Genomic DNA, 20,903 nt, shown 5'->3' with positions numbered 1-20,903 from the left:
CATGAGGCCAGCGAGCCGCCGTGGCTCCCGTCGGATCAATCAGCGATCAGGCAGGGTGATATTGAGTTCCAGGATCGAGCAACTGCCCTGGTTTTCCAGAGCGACGTGCACGTCGTCGGACCCGATATTGACGTACTTGCGGATCACTTCCACCAGTTCCTTCTGCAAGGCGGGCAAGTAATCAGGGGTGCTGCGCTGGCCGCGTTCATGCGCCACGATGATCTGTAGACGCTCTTTCGCTACCGACGCGGTGCTGACCTTTTTGCTGGCACGAAAGAAGTCAAAAAGATTCATTATCTACCTCCAAACAGGCGCTCGAAGAATCCCTTCTTCTCGACATCAAGGAACCGGTGTTCCACGGTTTTGCCCAGCAAACGGTCGACTGCGTCGCTGTAGGCCTGGCCCGCATCGCTCTGGTCGTCGAGAATCACCGGCACGCCCTGGTTGGAAGCCTTGAGCACGGCCTGGGATTCCGGAATCACGCCCAGCAGGGTCACTGCGAGAATTTCTTTGACGTCTTCAACACCGAGCATTTCGCCGTTGCTGACGCGCTCCGGGTTGTAACGGGTCAGCAGCAGGTGTTCCTTGATCGCGTCTTCGCCCTTTTCGGCGCGACGGGACTTGCTGGCCAGCAGGCCGAGCATACGGTCGGAGTCACGGACCGAAGACACTTCAGGGTTGGTCACGACAATCGCTTCATCAGCGAAGTACATCGCCAGGTGCGCGCCTTTCTCGATACCGGCAGGGGAGTCGCAGACCACGAACTCGAAGGTTTCCTTGAGTTCCATCAGGACTTTTTCTACGCCTTCCAGGGTCAGTGCGTCTTTGTCGCGGGTCTGGCTGGCGGCCAGCACGTAGAGGTTTTCCAGGCGCTTGTCTTTGATCAGGGCTTGCTGCAGGTTGGCTTCGCCATTCACCACGTTGACGAAGTCATACACCACGCGACGCTCGCAACCCATGATCAGGTCGAGGTTACGCAGGCCGACGTCGAAGTCGACGATGACTGTTTTGTGACCGCGCAGAGCGAGGCCGGTACCGATAGCGGCGCTGGTGGTGGTTTTACCCACACCACCCTTGCCGGATGTAACCACGAGAATCTTGGCCAAGGTGTTTCACCCCTAAGGAAAAAGGACTTTTAGCCCCTGAAAAACATCTCTTGAAAACTACTGCAGTCGGACAGCCTTGGCTGGAGCTCGGTCAGCGGCAGCATTTATCGTCGATAAACACTGCTGATTGCCAATTTCCTACTTCGTTTGAGCCGTAATCGCTACGTTTTAGAGATGTTTGGAAAATGCGGCAGTATCCGTTAAAGACGTGTGATGTTCAACACGTCACCCGACAGGCTGACCTGGACTCCAGAGCCCCACAAGGGGTCGCGCCGCAGGTCTTCGGAAACCTTGTACTGACCAGCGATGGAGATCAGTTCAGCGCTCAATTGCTGACAGAAAATCCGAGCCTTGGTGTCACCTTTGACGCCAGCCAGGGCCCGACCACGCATTGGGCCGTATACATGGATATTGCCATCGGCGAGAAGTTCCGCGCCGGGGCTGACCGAGGACACCACTACCAGATCGCCACCCTGGGCATAAATCTGCTGTCCGCCGCGTACTGGCGAAGTGATGATGCGGGTCGGCTTGACGGTCGGTTCAGGCGGCTTTTCCGGCACTTTCTTGACCTCGCTTTCCGGTGGGTCGAGAGGGCGCTCCCGGGCACCGGAAGGTGGCAGCACTGGCAGATCGACGGCAATGGCCGCTGCAATGTCTTCAATCCGACTGGCGCGAATCGCCAGGGTGCGCAGACCGTGCTGGCGGCAGACACGCATCAGCCCTGGCAGATCCACCGAACCCTCGGCAGCAGGCAGCTTGTCCAGCGCCAGTACCAGTGGAGCGTTGCTGAAGAAGTTCGGCGCCTGGGCGACCTTCGCGGCCAGTTGGCGATCGAGGCCTTCAAGGTCGTTGCGGGCCAGTTCCAGCACCGTGATGGCGAGCATGCTGCCCTTTAACTGGAACACAGGATCTTGGTCTAGCGATTCGGTTTGGCTCATGGTCTGCAGAAGGCGGCTTGTCACTAAAAGTGCCGAGACTTATAACGAGATCGCCCGCGCCCCGCAAGCCAGGTCGAACCGATGTAGAATGCGCGACCTTGTTGTCTGTCCCGGAATCTGTAATGGATCGCCCGCGTTTTCGAGCTGCATTCTTGTCTCCACGTTTCTGGCCGCTGTGGCTGGGGCTTGGCGTGTTATGGCTGATCGTCCAGCTGCCCTATCCTGCGCTCCTGCAAATCGGCCGTGCCCTGGGGGCGCTGATGTATCGAGTGGCCGGCGATCGACGGTCTATCGCCCGACGCAATCTGGAGCTGTGTTTCCCGGAAAAATCCGCCGCGGAGCGCAAGCGCCTGCTCAAGGAGAACTTCGCCTCCACCGGGATCGCCTTCTTCGAAATGGCCATGAGTTGGTGGTGGTCCAGGCAGCGCCTGGCGCGCCTGGCCCATGTCGAAGGGCTGGAGCACCTCAAACAGGCCCAACGCGAAGGTCATGGGGTGATTCTCATGGCCCTGCACTTCACCACCCTGGAAATTGGCGCGGCGCTGCTGGGTCAGCTGCACACCATCGACGGCATGTACCGCGAACACAAGAACCCGCTGTTCGATTTCATTCAGCGTCGTGGCCGCGAGCGGCACAACCTGGATTCCCTGGCCGTGGAGCGAGAGGACGTGCGCGGCATGCTCAAGCTGCTGCGCTCCGGTCGGGCCATCTGGTATGCACCGGACCAGGACTACGGCGCCAAGCAGAGCCTGTTCGTGCCGCTGTTCGGCATCCAGGCGGCTACCGTGACCGCCACCAGCAAGTTCGCCCGCCTGGGCAAGGCACTGGTCGTGCCTTTCACCCAGGAGCGCCTGGCCGATGGCAGTGGCTATCGCCTGGTGATTCATGCACCCCTGACAGATTTTCCCGGTGCCACTGAAGAAGAGGATTGCCTGCGGATCAACCAGTGGGTGGAAAGTGCGTTGCGCGCCTGTCCCGAGCAGTACCTCTGGGCCCATCGACGCTTCAAGAGTCGGCCGCCGGGCGAGCCCAAGCTCTACAAGAAGCGCGGTTGACCGCCTGGCATTGATTGCCGGATCTTGTGCGCCACGGATGGAGTGAGTTGATGAGTGTTGCGCAACCGATCACAGGTTTGATTCTTTCCGGCGGCGGTGCCCGTGCCGCCTATCAGGTGGGCGTGCTGGCGGCGATTGCCGAGCTGCTGGGGCCCGGCGCGCGCAATCCGTTCCCGGTGATCGTCGGCACTTCTGCCGGGGCCATCAATGCGGTCAGTCTGGCCAGTGGGGCCACGGACTTTCCCGCCGCCATCGAGCGTCTCACGGCATTCTGGCGCAGCTTCCGCAGCGATCAGGTGATGCGCAGCGATTGGCCGGGAGTGATTCGCCAGGCCAGTCGTTTTGTCGGCCACAGTCTGTTGGGGCTTGGTGCACAGGTGCCAGTGGCGCTGATCAACAACTCGCCGCTGCGCGAGCTGCTTAATCAGCACATGCATCTTTCGGGCATCAATCAGGCCATTTCCCAAGGGCAGTTACATGCGGTAGCGGTGACGGCCTTCGGCTACGAATCCGGACAGGCGGTGACTTTTTATCAAGGTGGCGGGGTGATCGATCCCTGGCTGCGTCATCGGCGCATCGGCGTTCCCACGCATCTGACGGTGGACCACCTGCTGGCCAGTGCGGCGATCCCCTTGCTGTTCGCGCCAGTGAAGCTCGACCAGGAGTATTTCGGCGACGGTGCTGTGCGCCAGTCGGCGCCCATCAGCCCGGCGTTGCATCTGGGCGCCAGCCGCGTGCTGGTAGTGGGGGTCAGTGGCAACCCGCGGGGCAACGATCCGGACGCCACCCTGCAGCGTGCTTATACCGGGCAGCAGCCGACTCTGGCGCAGATCGGTGGCCATATGCTCAACAGCACCTTCATTGACAGCCTGGAAAGCGATATCGAACTGCTGGAACGGCTCAATCATTTCAGTCGGCTGTTACCCGGAAGTTCGGCGGATCGTGGCTTGGGTATTGCTCCGGTGGAAGTGCTGGTGATCGCCCCGAGTCAGCCGATCGACGAGATCGCGGCAAGGCATCGGCAGGAGTTGCCAGCAGCATTGCGCTTGTTCCTGCGGGGGCCGGGGGCCACTCGGACCAGTGGTGCCGGGGTCCTGAGCTATTTGCTGTTCGAGGCGGCGTATTGCAGCGAGCTGATCGAACTGGGGCGCAGCGACGCCCTGGCCAAGGGCGAGGAGTTGGCGCGGTTTCTGGGCCTGAAGGGTTGAGGCCCGGACCCAGCCGATGAGCCCGGGGCCTTCGCAGCTTGAGGTCAGTCAGGCAGGTAATCCTGGATGAACTGGCGGATCACACCGACAAAATCCTCGTCCGCGGTAAAGCCCAGTTCGCGGGCATATCCGGCACTGAACGCTCCCGGCCAGGAGCCGACGATGCGTTCGATGTTGGCATCCGGGCGTAGCTGAATACGCTGGGCAACCTCGTCGCCCGCCACTTCCCGCAGCGCGTCGATCATCTGCGCCACGGTCAGCGACAGGCCGGGCATGTTGATCACTCGGCCCTGACTCAAGTGCTGCGCGGCCAGTTCATGGCCATGGATCATGTTGGCAATGGCCTGGGCGGGAGACATCAACCAGAGTCGGGTATCCAGGGGCACCGGGCAGACGCTGGCCTGGCCGCTGAGGGGTTCTCGGATGATACCGCTGGCGAAGCTGGACGCCGCCAGGTTCGGTTTGCCTGGCCGCACCACGATGGTTGGCATGCGCAGGCTGCGGCCATCAACGAAGCCGCGTCGGCTGTAATCGGCGAGCAGCAGGTCATTCATGGCTTTCTGGGTTCCATAGGAGCTTTGCGGAGCCCAGACCTGATCATCGTCGACGTTATCCGGCAGTTGCCCACCGAAGACGGCCACAGAACTGGTCATCACCCACTTTGGGCAGGAGCCCAGCTGGCGCGCCCGGTCCAGCAGACCTTGGGTGGCGCTGAAGTTGACCCGCATGCCCAGTTCGAAATCGCCTTCCGCCTGGCTGGAGACCACGGCGGCCAGATGAAAGATGCTATCGGTGTCGGCGTCGATCAGTTTGGCCAGCACCTGTTCATCGGTAATGTCTCCGCCTTTGACCTGCACCCGTGGGTCATCGAGGCCCTGCAGGGGTTCCCGGTCGAATGCGGTAATGCGCTTGATGGGTTGCAATTGGCCGTGACGGTCGGTGAGTGTGCCCCGTTGCAGCAAGGCTTCGATCAGCCGCCGTCCGAGAAAGCCGGCCGCGCCGGTAACAAGAATATTCATGAGTGGCTCCAACTGTTCAGCGATTGACGAGTTTTCCGGGGATCTTGAAGACCAGCAGGGCGCCGATGAACAACGCGCTGGCCATGACGTACATGCCGATGGTGGTGCTTTGGGTCAGGTCCTTGAGAAAACCCATCAGGTAGGGCGAGACGAAACCGGCGAGGTTGCCCCAGGAGTTGATCAGGGCAATGCCGGCGGCGGCCGCAGTGCCGCCGAGAAAGGCCGTGGGCAGGCTCCAGAACAGCGGCAGGGTGCTGAAAGCGCCCATGGCACCCAGGGTCAGGCCGATCATCGATACCGTGAAGTTGTCGCTCCAGGTGGCGGAAATCATCAAGCCGATACCGCCAAGTACGGCGGTCAGCGCCAAATGCCAGCGGCGTTCGCGCAAGCGGTCGGCGCTGCGGGAGATCAGCACCATGGTCAGCGCTGCAGCGGCATAGGGGATCGCCGTGAGCATGCCGACCTCGAACACGTCGCTGACCCCGGCCTGGCGAATCAGCGAGGGCAGCCAGAAACCAACGGTGTAGAAGCCGGCGATCATGCAGAAGTAGATGGCGGTCAGCAGCCAGATCCGGGGTTGCCCGAACACTTGCCTGACGCTGTGAACCTGGTGGCCGTCGGTCTCGGCCTCGATCCGGGTCTGCAGCAGGCTTTTTTCTTCGCGGGTCAGCCAGCCGGCGTCGGCGATACGGTCGCTGAGGCAATAGATCACCAGGCCGCCCACCAGAATCGAAGGCAGGCCTTCGAGGAAGAACATCCATTGCCACCCCGCGAAGCCCTGGTGGCCATTGAGGGCGCTCATGATCCAACCGGATAGAGGTGCACCAATCAAGCCCGAAAGTGGTACTGCGGTGGCGAACAGCGCGTACATCTTGCCGCGGCGGTTGGAGGGGAACCAATAGGACAGATACAGGATGACACCGGGATAGAACCCGGCTTCGGCGATGCCCAGCAGAAAGCGCATGACATAGAAGGAGGTGGGGGTGCTGACGAACGCCATGCACGAGGAAATGATGCCCCAGCTGATCATGATGCGAGCGATCCACAGGCGCGCACCGACCCGATGCAGGATCAGGTTGCTGGGAATTTCCACCAGAAAGTAGGCGATGAAGAAGATTCCCGCGCCCAGGCCGTAGACCGCTTCGGAAAATTGCAGGTCTTCGGACATCTGCAACTTGGCGAAGCCGACGTTGACCCGATCCAGATAGGCCACCAGGTAGCACAGCAACAGCAACGGCAGGATGCGCCAGGCGACTTTGCGATAGGCCAGGTCTTCAAACGAGTCGGTGGGGGAGCGGGCGGCAGTTTGCGACAGTGATTCAGTCATGTCTTTACCCATCCTTGTTTCTTGTATTTGGGTGATTTTGTTTTTATCGGACTTGCTGAGTTGTCTTAGATATCATAATACATCATACGAATTCAATGGCCCGACACCGAGCGGGACGGCGTGCATGAAATGCAGTACCGTTAGTCACTTTGAATACAGAGATACCCATGTCCAAGCCTGACAACTCTTCCCTCGCCGTCGATTCCATGGCGACGCTCAAGGATGCGGCCAAGGGCACCCTGGCGGATCAAGTGACCGCGGCACTCAAGGCACATATCGCCAGTGGCGAGGCCCTGCCCGGTTCGCGGCTGCCCACCGAGCCGGTCATGTGCGAGCGCTTCGGTGTCAGTCGCACAGTCATCCGCGAGGCGATTTCGCGCTTGAAGTCGGCCGGGCTGGTGGAGGTGCGCCAAGGTAGCGGCACCGTGGTCAGTGAGGGCGCGCATATCAAGGCCTTCACTATCGATCTGGATGTACGCGGGTCGATTGAGGCCGTGCTCCGAGTCACTGAGTTGCGACGTGGTATCGAGGGCGAGGCGGCGGCGCTGGCGGCGCAGCGGCACACCCCCGAGCAACTGCAGGCGATCCACCAGGCGCTGCTGGCCATCGATGTGGCCGAGCAGGCCGGCCAGGACGGCGTGGAGCAGGACCTGGCCTTTCACTTGTCGATTTCCCAGGCCACCGGCAATCCGCTGTATCCCTCATTGCATGAGTTCATTGCTCAGTTCATCAAGGAGGCGATCCGCATTACCCGTTCCAACGAGGAGCGGCGCCGGGATCTGGCGCATTCGGTGCGCGATGAGCATTTCGCGGTCTATGGGGCCATTGCCGCTCGTGATGTCGAAGGGGCGCGGCAGGCAGCGCTGAGCCACATCCACAATGCGGTGGAACGGCTCAAGAGTGCCGATCCGGCATTCTGGCGGGACTCCGGATCACGTCTTGCCTGATAGGTAGCATCGCGCTGTCCCATCAGCCTGAGTGGCCGGCGCTCATCGGAACATGAGGGCCGGCCGTCTCACGGAGTATCAGAAGTGGTACTTGACCAACAGGCTGGCGGTGTCCTGGTTGGTCTCGAAGTTGCGCGAATCCTCGATGCCGTACTTGTTCTTCCAGTAGTCGTACTCGAAACCGACGTACAGTTGCTTGGCGCCCCAGTTCAGTGCCTTGCCCAGGTCGTATTTGACCTGTGGGTTGAAGTGTAGGTTGGCGTGGTAGGTGCCCTTGGCGTTCTGGTCGTTGTCCACCACCCAGTCCATGAAACCGTCGATCAGGATGTCCGAGCGGCCCACGGGGATGGTGTAGGACCACACTGGGGTGATCTGCCAGACGTTGTCACCCGGGCGGCTGCCCTCGGTGTGGCGCTGGTAGAAGTTCAGCTGGAAGTAGTCGAAGCCCGGCACTGCCAGATCGAAACCCGGACCTATCAGGTAGGACTCGTTATCGCCTTCGCCGAATTCGTAAGTGAAGGCCAGCAGCACATCCTTGATCGGACCGAACTCAAACTTCTGATCAAAGATCTTGCCGAACGACAGGCGTGGGCTGAACTCGCCGTAATAAGTGTCCGGGCCGACGTTGCCGTCTTTCTTGCCGTTGTAGAAGATCCGGTCGAGGAAAAAGAAGTTGTCCCCGTACTTCCAGGCGTCGGCGTGCTCGAACGTCACCGTCTGTTGAATCTGCGGGTTGACCTCGAAGTTCTTGCCGTACAAGTAAGTCAGGCTGTTGTTCTGCCATTGCAGCAGGTCGCCAGCCATGGCCTGCCCCCCGGCCAGCAGGCCGGCAGCCAGCATCAGGCGTGTGCACATCGGTTTCATTCGGTTGCTCCCAAAGTAGGTAGTTCCACGTTTTTTTTGGCTCGGCGCTCTGGTTTGGCGCCTTTTTTCTTTGCTGTAAAAAACCATCCGATCGGTCAGCTTTGTTGCTGTTAGCAAGAGCTGAGCCAAGGCCGAAAAAAAGCAAAAAACTCCCGTCCGGCTGTATAGATACAGTCGTCCGAGAGTATTTCCAACATTGATTTCGTGCGCCTTGTTACCTGTCTGGACCGGGATAAGTTGGCCTTCAGGTCAGGTTTTTCATCCGGGCTTTTTTTTAGACCGAATTTGCGTGGCCGCGGAGAATACTGGCTCCCACGGCAGGGCTCAAGTGCTCCGCAACAGAGCACTTGCAGCCACTTTGGGGCAGGCTTGCCGATCATTTCAGCAAGGCCTCGGCGACGGCAGGCAATAGCAGAGCGAAGGCCGCCGGCAACTCGAGGTATTTCGGGGCGCCAATGACCGTCCAGCGGTCAGGGTGGGGTTAGCCTGTGCAGGCTGCATGATGGTTGCTCCCTGTTTGTTTTTATTTTCAAGGCGCAGCGTGTTTTGGGCAGGGGCGGCCATGGTCCGGGCAGTCGCTGCAGTCAAGCATGAACGGTAAAACCAGGCTCGGGGCGCCAATCTGACGCCCCGGTTGCCACTCAGTGCTGATGCGCTTCCCGGGCATTGCCGGCGGCCCGTTCGGTGCCACCGAGGATGTTGAACAGCAGGTTCAACAGCAAGGCGCTCAAGGTCGCCATGGCGATGCCACTGTGGGTGATGGGGCTCATCCACAGGGGCAGGTGGGCAAAGAACTCGGGACGCACCACGGGGATCAGGCCCATGCCGATGCTCACGGCCACCAGCAACTGATTGCGCCGGTCGGCGATATCGGCCTCCTGGAGAATCTTGATTCCGGTAGCCGCCACCATGCCGAACATCGCAATCGCTGCGCCGCCCAGCACCGCCGGAGGAATCGAAGCCACCAGGAAGGCCGCCTTGGGCAGCAGGCTGAGGACAATCAGCAGGCCTCCGGCCACGATGGTCACGGAACGGCAGCGAACTCCGGTCATTTGCACCAGGCCGATGTTCTGGGCGAAGGAGGAGTGGGTAAAGGTATTGAGGAAGCCGGCGAAGAAGGACGCACCGGCATCACAGAGCAGACCGCGACGCAGCATGCGCGGAGTGACGTCCTGGCCGGTGATCTTGCCCAGGGCCAGGAACATCCCGGTGGACTCGACGAAGATGATCACCACCACCAGGCACATGGACAGGATGGGGGCAAGATGGAACTCGGGCATGCCGAAGTGCAGCGGGGTGACGATCTGCAGCCAGGGTGCCTGGGCCATGCCGCTGAGGTCCACCATGCCGATCAGACCGCAGAGTACGTAGCCCAGCCCCATGCCGATCAGCACGGAAATATTGACCCAGAAGCCCCGCATGAAGCGATGGATCAGCAAGATAGTGCCCAGCACCAGCGCGGCGATAGCCAGATAGATGGGGGACCCGAATTGCGCGGCAGCGCTGCCGCCGCCGGCCCAGTTCACCGCCACTGGAAACAGTGACAGACCGATCGAGGTGATGACCGTCCCAGTGACCAGAGGCGGGAAGAAGCGCACCACCTTGGACATGAAGGGCGCAATCAGCATGCCGAAGAACCCTGCGGCAATGGTGGCGCCGAAGATCCCCTGCAGGCCGATGCCAGGCATCTCGGCCATGGCCACCATGCTGCCCACGGCGGCGAAGCTGGCCCCCATCATCACTGGCATGCGAATGCCCATGGGGCCGATACCGAAGGACTGGACGATGGTGGCGATCCCCGCTACCAGCAGGTCGGCGTTGATCAGGAAGGCGATTTCTTCACGACTCAGGCCCGCGGCCTGTCCGATGATCAGCGGTACCGCAATTGCACCGCCATACATCAGCAGAACGTGTTGCAGTCCTACCAGGATCAGTTGCAGGAAAGGCAAGCGCGCAATGGCGGGCGCATCGGGGACGCACTGTTCGGATGAATCGGACATGCAATACCTCGGGTCTTTTTTATTCTTGTGATTTAACCGCTGCATCTTGGTGCGCAACGTGTCTGTAGCAGGCAAATCTTGATCGGCTGATGGCAAGCAAGCCCGCCTCTACAGATGAGTCCGGTTCTGTAGGGGCGAGCTTGCTCGCGAATCGGCCTGGCGACAGGCGCTGATCAGTTGGTCTGGGCCCCCTGGGCAATCCAGGCACCGATCAGTTCACGTTCCTGTTGGGTCATCTGCGTGATGTTGCCCAAAGGCATGATCTGACTGGTGACTGCCTGGGCCTGGATACGTGCGGCTTGCAGGCGGATCTGTTCAGGGGTATCGAACATCACCCCGGCTGGTGCGGCACTGAACAGGGGGCTGGTGGGCTTGGCCGAATGGCAAACCGCGCAGCGCTCCTGGATCACACTGTGCACCTTGTCAAAGGCCGGACCGGCGCTGGATGCCTGTGCCGGACTTGCCGCTGGAGCCGCTGGAGCCGCCGGGGCTTCTGCGCTGGCTGGCGCCGCAGGTTTGGCGCCACCGCCCAGGGCGGTTTCCGGCAGAGGCTGGTACTCGATCTGGCCGGCGGCCTTGGCTACTTCAGGGGCACTGGGGGCTGGCGTCGGGCCGGTCACGTAGGCCAGGCAGATCATGCCCAATGCAGCAACGGGCAGGGTCCAGGCGAACTTGTGGCTGTCATGCCGGGTGTTGAAGTAGTGACGGACCAACACCGCCAGGACCGCGATCCCGGCCAGGATCAACCAGTTGTACTGGCTGCCGTAGGTGCTCGGGAAGTGGTTGCTGATCATGATGAACAGCACAGGCAGGGTGAAGTAGTTGTTGTGACGCGAACGCAGCAGACCCTTGGCCGGCAGGGTTGGGTCCGGTGTGCGGTTTTCCGCGATCGCCGCCACCAGTGCGCGCTGGGCCGGCATGATGATGCGGAACACGTTGCCCACCATGATGGTGCCGATGATGGCGCCCACATGCAGGTATGCGCCACGGCCGCTGAACACTTTGCTGAAGCCGTAAGCGGCGGCAATCAGCAGAACGAACAGGATGAAGCCGAGCAGGGCGGGTTTCTTGCCCAATGGCGAATCGCAGAGGAAGTCGTAGACGAACCAGCCGGCGATCAATGCACCGATACCGATGGCCACGCCTTCAGGACCGGTCAGGCCGCTGCCGGGGGCAACCAGATAGAGCATCGGGTTGTAGTAGAACACCAGGCACAGCAGGGCAATCCCCGACATCCAGGTGAAGTAGGCTTCCCACTTGAACCAGTGCAGGTTCTCCGGCATCGAGGGCGGGGCCAGTTTGTATTTTTCCAGGTGATAGATACCGCCACCGTGAATCGCCCAGAGGTCGCCGGACAGGCCGTCCTTGGGGTTGACGCGATTGAGGTTGTTCTCCAGCCAGACGAAGTAGAACGATGCGCCGATCCAGGCCACACCAGTGATCATATGTACCCAACGCACGCTCAGGTTGAGCCATTCCAACAGATGTGCTTCCACAGTCTTTACCTCTTGCCTGTCACCCTTGTTGTCGGGTGATCAGACCTTCTCTTATTGGTGGGGGGCGAGGATCAAACACTCATCCTCTTTGAAGAAATGCTCATCGCAGTTATTGCCTTTGCCACTGCGATCAACCACCAGGAAGTCATCCCGCTTTTCGATCGTCAGCACCGGGTGGTGCCAGACGCCGCGATGGTAATTGATGCCCTGCCTGCCATTACTGACGAAGGCGCGGACCAAGCCTGATACAGGTTCATCGCCAAGTGGCGCGACCACGATCAGAAAGGGGTTGCCGAGCAGCGGAATGAAGGCCTGGCTGCCCAGCGGATGGCGTTCCAGCATGCGGATGGTCAACGGCATTTCCAGCGCGTCGGCGCGGAAGATGCTGATGATCGCCTGGTCCTCCGGCTGGGCGGTTTCAACCGTCGCCAGGCGGTGGAAGCGCATGGTCGAACCATTGTTGATCATGAAGTGATCACTGCCATCGGTTTCGATCACGTCACCGAAAGGGGCGAAGGCTTCTTTGCTCAGGGGTTCAATCATCAATGTGCGCATGCTGTTCTTCTTATCTTGAGTTTGTTTTGTCTGTTCTGCGGTCATCGCGAGCCAGCTCGCTCCTAAAGACGCGGGTTTGCCTGCGATGGAGGGGCTACCTTATTTCGCGACCTTGCCCAGGAGGCGCAAGCGGCTGACGCCTCCGTCTGGAAACACGTTCAGACGGATATGAGTGATCGGGCCTAGGGCTTTGATCTGCTCGGCAAAGCTGTGCTCGGCGTGCATTTCCAACTTCTGGCTGGGCAGCAGTTCACGCCAGAACAGGCTCTGGGTTTCGATCTGGCTGTCGGTGCCGCCCTTGACGAATGCGCCCTGGATCGAGCAGCTGTCCGGGTAGTTGCCCTTGAAGTGCAGGGTATCGACGATGATCTTCTCGATTTCGCCGGCGTGGCCCAGAGCGACGATCACCCAGTCATTGCCGGGAGTGCGACGACGAGCAGTTTCCCAGCCGTCGCCCATGTTGATCCCGCGACCCGGATTGAGAAGGTTGCCCATGCGTCCGAAGTGTTCGTCGGAGCAGGCCAGGGCACGACCACCGTTGAGAGCCGCAGCCAGGTCGACTTGTTCGTTGTCAGCGATGGCCGACCAGTCGCGGTACGGCGTGCCGTAGACCCGCAGACGCGCTACACCGCCATCCGGATAGATGTTGAAGCGCAGGTGACTGAACGGCTGGTCGTTGTTGATCTCGTGGTAGTGATGGCTGTCGCCTTGCAACTCGACAGCAGATAGTACTTCGACCCACTGGGTGTCTTCGCCAGGTTCGCCTTCGCTCAGGAAACAGGCCTCCAGAGATGCCGATGGCGGGAAGTTGCCGGTGAAGAATGAGGTGTCGATGTCCACGCCCTTGATCGAGCCCGGCACGCCCAGGCGGATCACTGCGCTGTCGTAACCTTCGAAGCGCTTGCGACGGGATTCCCAGCCATCCATCCACTTGCCGTTATCATCGAACACGCCTTCCTTCCATATAGCCGGGGTTGGCTGGAACAGGCGGTTCGCGTCAGCGAACCAGTCATCGGTGACCGAGATGATCTTGGTGCCCAGGCGGGCGTCGGCCAGGTTGACGAACTTCTCGAAAGGGACGGCGTAAGCTTTCATTCTTCTTGTCTGCCTTGAAATAGGTGGCTGGGGATGCACGCAGAACCGGGAGTAGCAGGAGGTATCCAGATTCTCGGGGCTATCCTCAGGAGCGAGTCGCTACAGGGTCAGCAATCTGAACAATGCGATTTTGTTGATCTCTGCCAGCGCGCACTTGAACTCGGTGTCCACCGAGTTGTGGATACGGGTTTCGAACGCTGCGAGGATCTGGTGCCGGTTGCTGCCTTTCACCGCCATGATGAAGGGAAACTTGAACTTGGCCTTGTAGGCATCGTTCAGCTCGGTGAACCGTTGGAACTCTTCGGCTGTGCATTGGTGAATGCCGGCGCCAGCCTGTTCGTTGGTGCTGGCTTCGGTCAACTGGCCCTGGACGGCGGCTTTGCCGGCCAGGTCCGGGTGAGCGTTGATCAGTGCCAACTGGCTGGCGTGATCGGCGCTCAGCAGGATATCGCTCATGCGCTGGTGCAGGCCTTCAATCTGGTCGACGGAGGCGTCAACCCCCAGGTCGTAGGCTCTTTCAGCGACCCATGGCGAATGTTCATAGATGTCGGCGAAAGCCTCGACGAAGGCCTCACGGCTCAGGGTCGATGGCTTGAGGCTCTGGAAAGCAGTCATTGCGCCGCTCCCTGGTAAGGATGGGTCTGTTGCCAGTGGCGGGCGATATCGACACGACGGGTGAACCAGACCTGCTCGTGACCTTTGACGTATTCGATGAAGCGCTTGAGGGATGCCAGGCGGGCCGGGCGGCCGATCAGACGACAGTGCAGGCCGATGGAAAGCATCTTCGGGGCTTCGGCACCTTCGGCGTAGAGCACATCGAAGGCATCTTTGAGGTAATGGAAGAAGTCGTCGCCCTTGTTGAAGCCCTGGACCTGGGTGAAACGCATGTCGTTGGTATCCAGGGTGTAAGGGATGACCAGATGCGCCTTGCCAGTGGGATTGTTGGGTTCCCAGTAGGGCAGGTCGTCGTCGTAGGTGTCGCAGTCATAGAGGAAGCCGCCTTCCTCCATTACCAGGCGCCGGGTGTTCGGGCCGGTACGACCGGTGTACCAGCCCAGGGGGCGTTCACCGGTGATTTCGGTAAGGATGCGGATCGCTTCGAGCATGTGCTCGCGTTCCTGGGCTTCGTCCATGTACTGGTAGTCGATCCAGCGGTAGCCGTGGCTGCAGATCTCATGGCCAGCCTCGACCATGGCGCGGATCACGTCCGGATGGCGCTGAGCGGCCATGGCTACGGCAAAGATGGTCAGCGGAATGTCGAATTCCTTGAACAGCTTGAGGATCCGCCAGACGCCGGCGCGGCTGCCATACTCGTACAGCGATTCCATGCTCATGTTGCGCTCGCCCTGCAGCGGCTGCGCTGAAACCATTTCCGACAGGAAAGCTTCCGATTCCTTATCGCCATGAAGAATGTTGCGCTCGCCGCCCTCTTCGTAATTGAGCACGAAGGACAGGGCGACACGGGCATTGCCCGGCCAGTGAGGATGAGGGGGGGTAGAGCCATAACCGATCAGGTCGCGAGGGTAGTCAGCGCTCACTGCAGTCTTCCTTCTTATTCGTGATAAGGGTGGCGTGGCGGAACCTGAAGCCGGTAACCCAGGTGAGCGTCACTGCGATGGGCTGATTGTATACAAGTTTATATTCACTTTGTAAGCCTGATTTTTTGCATTTTTCTGCTTTTATCGCTATGGCCTACACCTGCAAGAAACTTGCCTGGATGGTCAGCTAATGGATGGCAAGTCGTCTGTTGCTGTGGTGTTGAGGTCAATCCACAGGCTCCCGGGTGGGGCAGTGCGCGAGTGAATATTTGCGATTATTATTGTGTACAATTTTTTTGAAAAATGTCTTAATCATGACCTCGCCGCAGCCTTTCACCCGTCGAAACGCCGCGGTCCTCTTTCAATCACTGACTCCGGGAGGCGCGAGGCCTGGGCGCAGCAGTTGCGTCAGGCACGCAGAATCAATGGGACGTTTGACTACACACGTTTTGGATGCCGCACATGGCTGCCCCGGCAGCGCTATCAAGGTCGAGCTGTATCGGGTTGAAGGGGCGCAGTTGGAGTTGGTCGCCAGCACCCTGACCAACAGCGATGGCCGTTGCGATGCGCCGCTGCTGCAGGGCGATGACTACCGTTCCGGGGTTTACCAACTGCATTTCCACGCTGGCGATTACTACCGCGCCCGGGGTGTACAACTGCCACAGCCGGCTTTCCTTGATGTAGTAGTACTGCGGTTCGGTATCAGTGCCGAGCAGGAGCATTACCACGTGCCGCTGCTGATCTCGCCTTACAGCTATTCGACCTACAGAGGAAGCTAGGACTTTCCCCCCAAGAATCCTGCGCAAATAGCTTCTTTGGTCCTTGCCCGCTCACACTGCGGGCTTTTTTTCGCCGGTTAAAAAGTCGTCTCCGGCACGTCGGATCCTGGCTGACCGTTGCAGGAGCCGGCTTGTCGGCGAAGCGCTTAACGGCTCAACAGGGATGCGGCTCCAGCCCCTGTGAACAGCCCGGCACTGATGCGATTGAACCAGCTTTGGCCCTTGCCGCTGCGCAAGTAACGCGCGGCGCCATGGGCACCGAGGCCGTAGGCCAGCTTGCACGTCAGGTCCAGCAAGGTCCAGGTAGCGATCATGATCAGCAGTTGTGGCAGGAAAGGCTGCTGGGCACTGAGAAACTGCGGCAGGAATGCGGCAAAGAACAGAATGTCCTTAGGGTTGCTGGCTCCCAGGACAAAAGCGCGCCCGAACAGTGCGTGAAAGCGCGGTTTCGGTGCGACTTCCGGCACCACGGCGCCGTGGGACGGCTGCCGCGATTGCTGCCAGCTCTGCCAGGCGAGGTAGAACAGATAGAGGGCGCCGACGATCTTCAGGGCGCTGAACAGTTGCTCCGAAGCTAGCAGCAGTGCACCCAGGCCCAACGCTGATGCGCTCAACAGGCAGATCGAGGCCAAGACCCCGCCGAGAAAGGCCGGGTATGAGCGGCGCAGGCCATAGTTCAGGCTGTTGCTGATCATCAGCAACGACAAGGGACCCGGGATCAGGATCACTACCAAGGCAGCGCCACTGAACAGCAGCCAGGTTTCCACACTCATTAGATTCTCCATATGCACAAAAACCCCATCCGAAGGGATGGGGCGGGTAGGACCAGGTGCGACTTACAAGAAAATGAACTTGGCGATGAAGATCGCACACAGCACATACAGGCTGATGGAGATTTCCTTGTGTTTGCCCGTCCCGGCCTTCAGTACCACATAGGTGATGAAACCCAGGGCAATGCCGTCGGCGACGGAAAAGGTCAGCGGCATCATGATTGCCGTGACAATCGCCGGAATGCTGTCAGTGGCTTCGTCCCAGTTGATATGGGCCATGCCTCCCATCATCAGCATCGCGACATAGATCAAGGCACCCGCGGTAGCGTAAGCAGGGATCATGCCTGCCAGCGGAGCAAAGAACATGGCGGCAATAAATAGCACACCCACGGTGACGGCGGTAAGGCCAGTCCGACCGCCAGCGGCCACACCGGCGGCACTTTCCACGTAGCTGGTCACCGGTGGCACCCCGACCACTGCACCGAAGACGCTAGAAGCACTGTCAGCCTTGAGGGCGCGCGAGAGATTTTCGATCTTGCCGTCGGCATTCACCAGACCGGCACGCTGGGCCACGCCCATCAGGGTGCCGGCAGTGTCGAACATGTGCACGAAGAGGAAGGCCAGGACCACGCTGATCATGCTGACGTTGAACACCCCGGCAATATCCATGGCCATCCAGGTGGGCGCCAGGCTCGGCGGGGTGGACAGGATGCCGTTGTAGTGCACCAGCCCCAGGCCCCAACCGGCCAGGGTCACGGCAATGATGCTGATGAGGATTGCACCGAATACTCGGTGGTAGCTGAGCACCGCGATCATCAGAAAGCAGATGGCCGCCAGCAGCGGGCCCGGTTCACGCAGGGAGCCAAGCTTGATCAGGGTGGCCGGGCTATCGACGATGATGCCGGCGGTTTTCAGCCCGATCAGCCCGAGAAACAGCCCGACACCGGCTCCCATGGCGAAGCGCAAGCTCACCGGAATGCTGTTGAGCAGCCATTCACGAATCCGCGACAAGGTCAGGATCATGAACAGCACACCGGAGATGAATACCGCGCCGAGGGCGGTTTCCCAGTTGTAGCCCATGGTGCCGACCACGGTGTAAGTGAAGAAGGCGTTGAGGCCCATGCCCGGGGCCAGGCCCACCGGCCAGTTGGCGTACAGGCCCATCAGCAGGCAGCCCAGGGCGGCGGCGATGCAGGTGGCAACGAAGGCGGCGCCGTGATCGATGCCGGCGTCGGCCATGATGTTGGGATTGACGAAGATGATGTAAGCCATGGTGATGAAGGTTGTCAGACCGGCAATCAGCTCGGTCTTCACCGTGGTGCCATGCAATCTGAGTTTGAAGATGCGCTCCAGCCAGCCGCTGTTCAGCGAGGGCGAGAGGTCCAGCGGAGAGGATTCGGATTTGCGGCTTTCCACAGCGAGTACTCCTCAAGAGTTTTATTGTTTTTTCCAGAGCCGGGCACGGGAGGGTGGGCAGCGGCTCTTTGAGGCAGGCAGGGCTTGTGGGGTTTGTTGACCTGCGGGTCAAGAACTCACACGTGGCGAATTATGCTTTTGTATACAAAGAAAGCAAATAATGTTTTTGGTTTTGTGTGCGAAAAATCTGAGGACTTGGCTATATCACGTCAGGTCTTTATGCCTGATAGCGCGGAAGGTGGGCAGCGCCTGCTCGGCGGCCTGGGAGGGCGCGCCGAGAGGAAGGTGTTATCAGTCGTCTACAGGTTTTCCCGCCAGTGCCTGGTTTACTGCCAGCCAGCCATTGACCGCACTTTCTCCGGCTTCGGCGAAGGCCCGTTGCAGCAGTTTCACTTGTTCGCGACGCAGGGAGTGTTCAAAGCGCACGCCATCGTCGGTCAGTTGCAACAGGCGTTTTCGTTTGTCGCTGGCCGGGGCGACGCTGTCTACCAGGTGCATTTCCATGAGTTGGCGCAAGGGCGTATTCAGCGCCTGCTTGCTCACCCCCAGCAGCGTGAGCAGTTCTTTCACGCTCAGGCCGGGGTAGCGGGCAATGAAAAACACGATGCGCTGGTGCACGCGACTCAAGCCGCGGCGCTCGAGCATTTCGTCGGCCTTGGCGGTAAAGGCCTGATAGCCAAAGAAGAAGGCTTCCATGGCGGCTTGTTGCGAGGTCTGGCTTTTAAGGTCAAGCATATTGACGTATCTGCGAAAACCGGCGTAATTTCGGTCAAGCAGTTTGACGTATTTCCTCCGACCTTTGCTAGCGGTGACCTCCATGGCCTTCTCCGAACGTGTATCGCGCCTCAAAAGCTCCTTGATCCGTGAAATCCTTGCCGCGGCCCAGCGCCCGGAAGTGATGTCGTTCGCTGGAGGGCTGCCGGCCGAGGTGATGCTGCCCAAGGTGCAGTGGCAAGACATGCCCTTGTCCATGGGCCAGTACGGTATGAGTGAAGGCGAGCCGCAGTTGCGTGAAGCCCTGGCTGGCGAGGCGCGCAAGCTCGGCGTGCCTTGCGAAGCGAGCCAGGTCCTGGTGGTCAGCGGCTCCCAGCAGACTCTTGATCTGGCGGCCAAGCTGTACATCGACAAGGGCACCCAGATCCTGTTGGAAGCTCCAACCTATTTGGCCGCCCTGCAGATCTTCCAGTTGTTTGGTGCCGACTGCCTGACGGTGCCACTGGAGGCCGATGGTCCGGATCTGGCGCAGATGCGCACCCGCCTGGAGCAGTATCGTCCAGCATTCGTCTACCTGATCCCGACGTTCCAGAATCCTTCGGCAGTGCGCTATAGCGAAGCCAAGCGTGAGGCGGTGGCGGCCCTGCTAGACGAGTTCGGCGTGACCCTGATCGAGGACGAGCCCTATCGCGAACTGACCTTCGACGGTGGCAGCGCGACACCCATTGTCAGCCGCTTGAAAAAGGCCAGTTGGATCTACACGGGCACCGTATCGAAAACCCTGCTCCCGGGATTGCGGGTTGGGTATCTGATCGCCAGTCCGGACCTGTTCCCCCATCTGCTGCGCCTGAAACAGTCCGCGGACCTGCATACCAACCGTGTCGGCCAGTGGCAGGCCATGCAGTGGATCGGCAGCGATCAGTTCCAGCAGCACTTGGGTGAACTGCGCAGTTTCTATCGTCTGCGCCGTGATGCCTTTCAGGTCGCGCTGCAAACTCATTTTGCCGATCTGGCTGACTGGCAGGTGCCCCAGGGTGGTCTGTTTTTCTGGTTGAGCTTGAAACAACCCCTGGATACCCGCACTTTGCTCAAGTCAGCGTTGGAACAAGACGTGACTTTCATGCCCGGCGAACCGTTCTTCTCTGAACCGGAGCGCAATCATGGGCATCTGCGGTTGAATTTCAGCCATATCGATCCGGCACGGCTGGACGAAGGCCTCAAGCGGCTGGCCACCGTAATACGTCAAGCACAGGCTGCACGGGCAGCCTAAGGGGAGGGCCATGTACAAGGTTTATGGCGATTACCGTTCGGGCAACTGCTACAAGATCAAGCTGATGCTCAGTCTTCTAGGGCTGCCTTATGAGTGGCAGGCAGTGGACATTCTCGGAGGCGATACCCAGACCGAAGCTTTCCTGGCGAAGAATCCCAACGGCAAGATTCCGGTACTGGAGCTGGAAGACGGTACCTGCCTGTGGGAGTCCAACGCGATTCTCAACTTCCTGGCCGACGGCAGCGAGTTCCTTCCCAGCGAACCGCGCCTGCGTACCCAGGTCCTGCAATGGCAGTTCTTCGAGCAGTACAGCCACGAGCCCTACATCGCCGTGGCGCGCTTCATTGAACAGTACGAGGGCCTTCCCGAAGAACGCCGGGACGAGTACCTGAAGCTGCACAAGCGTGGCTACAAGGCGCTGGATGTGATGGAGAAACAATTGAGCCGTACGCCATATCTGGTGGGCGAGCACTATTCCATTGCCGACATCGCACTCTATGCCTATACCCACGTGGCCCATGAAGGCGGCTTCGACCTGACTCGCTACCCGGCCATCCAGGCCTGGATGCAACGGGTGCAAAGCCATCCCCAGCATGTGGCGATGTTCGATTGAGCGAGGGGCGTTGCCCACTGGACCGGCCTTGTGCCGGTTCAGTGCTTTATGGGGGGCATCAATTCGCGCTGTTCGTCAAAGACTGGCCCAGCAGTTCATAACAGCGCTGCGCGGCAGGACTCAGTTGCTGGCCGCGGCGGCGGATCAGGCCGATCTCGCGGTTGACGTGCTGTTGCATCGGCCCGGGACAACA

The 20,903-nt window shown here is 60.1% G+C and carries 21 protein-coding genes and 1 pseudogene; 6 read left to right on the top strand and 16 right to left on the bottom strand.

Annotated features, from left to right (window positions below; genetic code table 11):
* Positions 1-39: 39 nt before the first annotated feature.
* From minE to minC, 3 genes are all read right to left on the bottom strand, one after another.
* The gene (gene minE, locus ACSSVC_RS26895) at positions 40-294 is read right to left on the bottom strand and encodes a cell division topological specificity factor MinE (protein ID WP_007898843.1); all 255 of its coding nucleotides are present in this window, start codon (positions 292-294) and stop codon (positions 40-42) included.
* Entirely contained in the window at positions 294-1,106 is an 813-nt protein-coding gene (minD, locus tag ACSSVC_RS26890) for a septum site-determining protein MinD (protein WP_011062650.1), read from the bottom strand. Before minD ends, minE begins: the two co-directional genes overlap by 1 nt.
* A 200-nt stretch (positions 1,107-1,306) precedes the next feature.
* The gene (minC, locus tag ACSSVC_RS26885) at positions 1,307-2,044 is read right to left on the bottom strand and encodes a septum site-determining protein MinC (protein WP_102860793.1); all 738 of its coding nucleotides are present in this window, start codon (positions 2,042-2,044) and stop codon (positions 1,307-1,309) included.
* 122 nt (positions 2,045-2,166) lie between these two features.
* Here minC and ACSSVC_RS26880 point away from each other — a divergent pair, with 122 nt between their 5' ends.
* Both ACSSVC_RS26880 and ACSSVC_RS26875 read left to right on the top strand, forming a co-directional pair.
* The gene (locus ACSSVC_RS26880) at positions 2,167-3,099 is read left to right on the top strand and encodes a lipid A biosynthesis lauroyl acyltransferase (RefSeq protein WP_346632248.1); all 933 of its coding nucleotides are present in this window, start codon (positions 2,167-2,169) and stop codon (positions 3,097-3,099) included.
* A 50-nt stretch (positions 3,100-3,149) separates the two neighbouring features.
* Positions 3,150-4,307, top strand: coding sequence for a patatin-like phospholipase family protein (locus tag ACSSVC_RS26875; RefSeq protein WP_346632247.1), 1,158 nt, complete (start codon positions 3,150-3,152; stop codon positions 4,305-4,307).
* Between the two features lie 44 nt (positions 4,308-4,351).
* On the opposite strand, the gene denD is transcribed toward ACSSVC_RS26875, so the two are convergent.
* Positions 4,352-5,326: a D-erythronate dehydrogenase gene (gene denD, locus ACSSVC_RS26870; protein ID WP_346632246.1), complete on the bottom strand. Its 975-nt coding sequence runs from the start codon at positions 5,324-5,326 to the stop codon at positions 4,352-4,354.
* Between the two features lie 16 nt (positions 5,327-5,342).
* A complete protein-coding gene (locus ACSSVC_RS26865) occupies positions 5,343-6,653 on the bottom strand; it encodes an MFS transporter (protein WP_492611697.1) in 1,311 nt (436 codons plus the stop codon).
* Positions 6,654-6,820: 167 nt separating this feature from the next.
* Here ACSSVC_RS26865 and ACSSVC_RS26860 point away from each other — a divergent pair, with 167 nt between their 5' ends.
* Positions 6,821-7,600, top strand: coding sequence for a FadR/GntR family transcriptional regulator (locus tag ACSSVC_RS26860; RefSeq protein ID WP_404937476.1), 780 nt, complete (start codon positions 6,821-6,823; stop codon positions 7,598-7,600).
* Positions 7,601-7,678: 78 nt separating this feature from the next.
* Here the strand turns inward: ACSSVC_RS26860 and ACSSVC_RS26855 are convergent, their stop codons facing one another.
* The 7 genes from ACSSVC_RS26855 to puuE form a co-directional block, all read right to left on the bottom strand.
* A complete protein-coding gene (locus ACSSVC_RS26855; RefSeq protein ID WP_346632244.1) occupies positions 7,679-8,464 on the bottom strand; it encodes an outer membrane protein OmpK in 786 nt (261 codons plus the stop codon).
* A 641-nt stretch (positions 8,465-9,105) separates the two neighbouring features.
* The gene (locus tag ACSSVC_RS26850) at positions 9,106-10,464 is read right to left on the bottom strand and encodes a nucleobase:cation symporter-2 family protein (protein ID WP_346632243.1); all 1,359 of its coding nucleotides are present in this window, start codon (positions 10,462-10,464) and stop codon (positions 9,106-9,108) included.
* 173 nt (positions 10,465-10,637) lie between these two features.
* Complete coding sequence (locus ACSSVC_RS26845) at positions 10,638-11,960, bottom strand: urate hydroxylase PuuD (RefSeq protein WP_346632242.1); 1,323 nt, start codon at positions 11,958-11,960, stop codon at positions 10,638-10,640.
* A gap of 51 nt (positions 11,961-12,011) precedes the next feature.
* Positions 12,012-12,515 (bottom strand): ureidoglycolate lyase, encoded by a 504-nt coding sequence (locus ACSSVC_RS26840; RefSeq protein WP_102880511.1) that lies wholly within the window; start codon positions 12,513-12,515, stop codon positions 12,012-12,014.
* Positions 12,516-12,614: 99 nt separating this feature from the next.
* Complete coding sequence (gene alc, locus ACSSVC_RS26835) at positions 12,615-13,610, bottom strand: allantoicase (RefSeq protein WP_346632241.1); 996 nt, start codon at positions 13,608-13,610, stop codon at positions 12,615-12,617.
* A 99-nt stretch (positions 13,611-13,709) separates the two neighbouring features.
* A complete protein-coding gene (gene uraD, locus ACSSVC_RS26830) occupies positions 13,710-14,225 on the bottom strand; it encodes a 2-oxo-4-hydroxy-4-carboxy-5-ureidoimidazoline decarboxylase (RefSeq protein ID WP_102860803.1) in 516 nt (171 codons plus the stop codon).
* Entirely contained in the window at positions 14,222-15,148 is a 927-nt protein-coding gene (gene puuE, locus ACSSVC_RS26825; protein ID WP_346632240.1) for an allantoinase PuuE, read from the bottom strand. The genes uraD and puuE overlap by 4 nt, the downstream gene beginning before the upstream one ends.
* Before the next feature lie 425 nt (positions 15,149-15,573).
* On the opposite strand from puuE, the gene uraH reads away from it, so the two are divergent.
* Positions 15,574-15,927 carry a hydroxyisourate hydrolase gene (gene uraH / locus ACSSVC_RS26820; RefSeq protein WP_221811274.1) on the top strand — a complete coding sequence of 118 codons (354 nt, stop codon included), beginning with the start codon at positions 15,574-15,576 and terminating at the stop codon, positions 15,925-15,927.
* 146 nt (positions 15,928-16,073) lie between these two features.
* On the opposite strand, the gene ACSSVC_RS26815 is transcribed toward uraH, so the two are convergent.
* The 3 genes from ACSSVC_RS26815 to ACSSVC_RS26805 form a co-directional block, all read right to left on the bottom strand.
* The gene (locus ACSSVC_RS26815) at positions 16,074-16,700 is read right to left on the bottom strand and encodes a LysE family translocator (RefSeq protein WP_346632239.1); all 627 of its coding nucleotides are present in this window, start codon (positions 16,698-16,700) and stop codon (positions 16,074-16,076) included.
* 63 nt (positions 16,701-16,763) lie between these two features.
* Positions 16,764-18,113: an NCS2 family permease gene (locus tag ACSSVC_RS26810; RefSeq protein WP_492611696.1), complete on the bottom strand. Its 1,350-nt coding sequence runs from the start codon at positions 18,111-18,113 to the stop codon at positions 16,764-16,766.
* 291 nt (positions 18,114-18,404) lie between these two features.
* Positions 18,405-18,848, bottom strand: coding sequence for a MarR family transcriptional regulator (locus ACSSVC_RS26805; protein ID WP_346632237.1), 444 nt, complete (start codon positions 18,846-18,848; stop codon positions 18,405-18,407).
* Between the two features lie 82 nt (positions 18,849-18,930).
* Here ACSSVC_RS26805 and ACSSVC_RS26800 point away from each other — a divergent pair, with 82 nt between their 5' ends.
* Positions 18,931-20,097 (top strand): aminotransferase-like domain-containing protein, encoded by a 1,167-nt coding sequence (locus ACSSVC_RS26800; protein ID WP_492611695.1) that lies wholly within the window; start codon positions 18,931-18,933, stop codon positions 20,095-20,097.
* 10 nt (positions 20,098-20,107) lie between these two features.
* Positions 20,108-20,710, top strand: coding sequence for a glutathione S-transferase family protein (locus tag ACSSVC_RS26795; protein ID WP_346632235.1), 603 nt, complete (start codon positions 20,108-20,110; stop codon positions 20,708-20,710).
* A gap of 58 nt (positions 20,711-20,768) precedes the next feature.
* On the opposite strand, the pseudogene ACSSVC_RS26790 reads toward ACSSVC_RS26795, so the two are convergent.
* Positions 20,769-20,876 (bottom strand): annotated as a pseudogene (locus ACSSVC_RS26790) (LysR family transcriptional regulator); the annotation flags it as partial.
* Positions 20,877-20,903 lie beyond the last annotated feature (27 nt).

The organism is Pseudomonas sp. E1BtOHC1, assembly GCF_058744285.1.
Note: the sequence above shows the minus strand (reverse complement) of the source record. Positions and strands in the feature narration are given on the sequence as shown.